Raw genomic sequence first — 4,143 nt, 5'->3', positions numbered from 1 at the left:
TCGCGTGATCGGCGATTGGATACGCTTCTACAACGGCCGACGCCCGCACCAGGCGCTTGGCATGAAGACCCCGGCTGAGGCATTTGCATTAGCCGCTTAACCTGAGCAGGTTCTGCTGGGTCAATACAGTGACGCGGCGCGAGCCTCACTTTTGACCGCACATGGCTACGATAGTCAAGACTCCCTCGGGCACTTGGAAAGCACTGATCCGCAAAACCGGCTGGCCTCCGACAGCGGAGACGTTTCGCACCAAACGGGACGCAAAAGACTGGGCGCGACGTACCGAAGATGAGATGGCGCGGGGCGTTTACATCCAGCGTGCACCCGCCCGCTTCGTCCAGCCCATGCAGTCAAGGACAACGGGCATTGACAACACACCCGCACCGGGCGTCATTAGGATCCGATCTAGATCCAAACTGTCCTTACTTGTAGAATCAAGTTACTCAATAATGAGGGCAGTCGACGTGAATCAGTTCTCAACTACGAATAAGCACCTGCCATTTTAGGGAGCCTTCTCGTTCAGCACAGCTGACTAACCCCAACAGTGAGATAACCCTAGGGAATAAAGCAGCAACCCGTGCAAGTGCAACTCCTAAAGCTTCTTTCATGACCAAGAGCAGGACGGACGGAAACATGCATGATAGGTTGCGCCGGGTTGATATTTACAATCGAGGAGCAGCAGCGGTGGCAATGCAATAAAGAAGGATATATATCTAAAACAAATAGCCTCGCCGCTTGAACCATCCGCAATACCAAAATCCCGAAAGCTATATTATGGAACTTCCCTCACATCCAAAACATTTACCACCTTCGCTAACCGCATAGCAATACAATTCACCGCTTCGCTAGCGGCAAATAACCGCGGAATTGCGCCTTATCAAACATCATCCACACAGAACACTAACTCTCATGATCACCACTTGGAAGTCGCTGGAAGACCACGTCCGAGGCATTGCGAGTCTTCGTTGGACAGCAGTTTGCAAGCCGGAACATATCGATGGCGTTGATTTCGATGGTGTATGCCATGTTTCCGCTGACGAAGTAATAATCATTGAGATCACCAAGGAAAGAACGTTGCAAAAAGTGCGGGAGGATCTAAACAAAATCATTCCAACTAAGATCCGCCTGGCCACTCAAGGTCTCATTTGCCGCGGATTCGTGGTTCTTGAGGCAAAGCCAACAGATAGCATGGTAGAAGCCGGCCGGAGCAACCACATTACAGTCTGCTCGGCAGCAGAATTCGAGCGCGCATTTTTTGACTTCAAGAACTATGACGCCTTGCGAAATGTACTGCCCTTTGGTAGCGCGGTTGATTCAAAAACGGGCGAGAACGACACGCGTGCATTTATCCCAGTCAAATACATAGACATTGAGCGAGACAAGACTTTCACAATTGATGGGATCACCACACTGCTACAACGCGGCGCACATATCGTCCTATCGGGTGATTACGGCACAGGAAAGAGCCGTTGCGTCAGAGAAGTCTACGCTAAGCTCCGAGCAGATGTGAGAGGCTCGAGCGCCTTTCCAGTGGCTATTAATCTCAGAGATCACTGGAGCAGTTCTAGTGCACTAGAAATAGTTGCAGGACACCTTGGGAATGTTGGCTTGGGAAACTCCGTCGACAACGTAATGAGACTACTAAACTCAGGGCATCTCATTCTTCTGCTTGATGGGTTCGATGAAATAGGCACACAGATACATGATACTCGAATTGAAGATCGAAAAGCCCTTCGTAAGCGCGCTGTTCAAGGTGTTAGAGACCTAATTCAGAAGAGCAAAGCCGGCGTCCTCATCACTGGTCGTTCGCATTTCTTTGATGGAAATGCAGAGATGATCGAGAGTCTGGGACTTTCACAGTCACATGATCTTGCCTGTATAGAGGCACCTGAAACATTCTCGACAGCGGAAGCCGAACAGTATCTTAAAGCGCTCGGAATTACCGCAGCGCTTCCCGAGTGGCTGCCTCGCAGACCACTCGTCTTCCAGATGCTGGTGGAGCTCGAGAAAGAAGACATCGAGTCTCTACTACAGCGAGAGTACGGCCAGTTTCAGTTTTGGTCTGCCTTCATCTACGCAGTCTGCCGCCGCGAATCAAAGGGCGTTGGCGGCGCCATCGCCCCGCAAACGATCCAGCTTATTCTTCAATATTTAGCAGCAAAAACGAGATACTCGAGCACCTTTACCGGGCGGCTTACACCGTCCGACATTGACTCAGCGTACCAGTCAGTTGTTGGTTCTGTGCCAGATGAAAGCGGTCGACAACTTTTATCACGGATGTGCACACTAGGACGGATTGAACCCGAGTCGCCTGATCGTCAGTTCATCGACCCAAACGTCCTCGATGTACTGCGCGCCGACGCCTTGATTTCGGATATTGTCTCCATGTCCGAGAGATCGGGTTCCATCCAATGGATTCAGTCATTAAAACTACTGGGTACGATTCATGCTGCGCAGATGATTCGCACCTACGATCTCGATCAGCACAGTTTCTCCTATTTACGTAAGTTTGGGTCAAGCCAAAACACGAAACGTTTGGGCGAAATTGTATCGGCACTATGCCTATATGGTAGAGAACCACTAGATTTTCGATTGTTGACACTAAGCGGTTCAACGCTACCGATATTCGCATTAAACCACAGAACGGTCTCCAATTTAAAAATCAATCAATCGGAGATCGACTTATTGATTCTCGATCACACACCCGTTACCGCTGCAAACAATCTCGTCCTTGAAGACTGCATCATTTCTTCAGTTACTGGAGTATCGAGCCACACCGGACTTCCGCCCTGGATAAAAGCAGCAGAAGTCATAGCGTTCGAACGTCTTTCCAACTCCGCGCGCATCAAAGAGAGCCCCCTCACGCCCGCACAGAAGCTCTTTCTCGCAATAATCCACAAGATCTTCTTTCAACCCGGTGCCGGCCGCGAGGAAGCAGCATTGCTGAAAGGAGGGTACGGACAGAAGTACAGCCCCAAACTCGCTGAATCAATTCTAAAAATCCTTATTAGGCACGGCGTTGTCGAACGATTCAAAGGTGACGATGGGTGGATCTATAAGCCTGTTCGCCGGTTTACGGACAGAATGAATAGAATTCGATCCGAACTTACGCTTTCAGAAGATGAACTATGGCAAGAAATTTCTTCCATAGCAATTTCCCGCTAGGAAACTCAGATCCTATGGTTGGCCTGTTCTTTCGAGTTCGGATGAGGACGTTGTGTGAGGAGCACGTTTCGAGGATATCGTCGAGCCTGACATATTTGGACCTGCCGACAAACCGCACGGCGCCAAACAAGCCATCCTGGCAATGCCGCGACTCAACGTCAGCCAAATTTTTACCCAATACCTGGCGCGCGCAACGAACGAACGCCGCTCGTTGAGAACAGATATCACTCATGGCTCTATGATTCCAAGGTACGCGCTGGAAACATACGCTGCAAGCACAACAGCGGAGCACCCTCCGTCTACTTCCTTTGCAATCAGGCGTTTGACGGCCACTCACCCCCGCCAAGCCGCCTCAATCCCCGCCACATCGATCTTCCCCATCTGCATCATCGCATCGAAAACCCGCTTGGCCGCGACACGGTCCGGGTCGTTCAGCGCCTCGGTCAGCACGCGCGGCGTAATCTGCCACGACACGCCCCACTTGTCCTTGCACCAGCCGCAGGCGCTTTCCTGTCCGCCGTTGCTCACGATCGCGTTCCACAACCGGTCGGTCTCGGCCTGGTCGTCGGTGGCAACCTGAAAGGAAAAGGCTTCGGTCTGCTTGAAGGCCGGGCCGCCGTTCAATCCCAGGCAGGGAATGCCGATCACGGTGAATTCCACCGTCAGCACATCGCCGCGCTGGCCCGAGGGATAGTCGCCGGGCGCATGCATGACGCGCCCCACGGCGCTGTCCGGAAACGTGTCGGCGTAGAAGCGCGCCGCGTCCAGGGCGTCGCGGTCGTACCAAAGACAGATCGTATTCTTGGGGACCATGTTCGTTCTCCTGTCGAAGGCCCGGACGCAAGCCCGGCGCCGGGTCGGGAAATGGAACGCCGATGCCGGCATTCCCGCATCGCCGAGCATACCCTGCACATCGAAGGAATCCGGTGACCTCCTCCCACGAACTGGACAAGCTCAATCTAGAAAAACCGGCTGGTC

Annotated in this window: 3 protein-coding genes and 1 pseudogene; 3 read left to right on the top strand and 1 reads right to left on the bottom strand. The window is 52.4% G+C overall.

Translation table 11 applies throughout. The features are described 5' to 3' along the window. Positions 1-4: 4 nt before the first annotated feature. The 3 genes and pseudogenes from V8Z80_RS20915 (at position 5) to V8Z80_RS20790 (ending at position 3,165) form a co-directional block, all read left to right on the top strand. Complete coding sequence (locus V8Z80_RS20915) at positions 5-100, top strand: integrase core domain-containing protein (protein WP_319743341.1); 96 nt, start codon at positions 5-7, stop codon at positions 98-100. Between the two features lie 61 nt (positions 101-161). Then, positions 162-329: pseudogene (locus tag V8Z80_RS20795) on the top strand (site-specific recombinase); the annotation flags it as partial. Between the two features lie 580 nt (positions 330-909). Next, a complete protein-coding gene (locus V8Z80_RS20790; protein WP_336063324.1) occupies positions 910-3,165 on the top strand; it encodes an NACHT domain-containing protein in 2,256 nt (751 codons plus the stop codon). A 333-nt stretch (positions 3,166-3,498) separates the two neighbouring features. Here V8Z80_RS20790 and V8Z80_RS20785 read toward each other — a convergent pair whose 3' ends face one another. Further along, positions 3,499-3,978: a VOC family protein gene (locus tag V8Z80_RS20785; RefSeq protein ID WP_336063322.1), complete on the bottom strand. Its 480-nt coding sequence runs from the start codon at positions 3,976-3,978 to the stop codon at positions 3,499-3,501. Positions 3,979-4,143: the final 165 nt, after the last annotated feature.

This window comes from Orrella sp. JC864, assembly GCF_037026685.1.
Classification (GTDB): domain Bacteria; phylum Pseudomonadota; class Gammaproteobacteria; order Burkholderiales; family Burkholderiaceae_B; genus Orrella.
The sequence above is the reverse complement of the archived record's forward strand: the minus strand, read 5'-3'. Positions and strand labels throughout refer to the sequence as shown.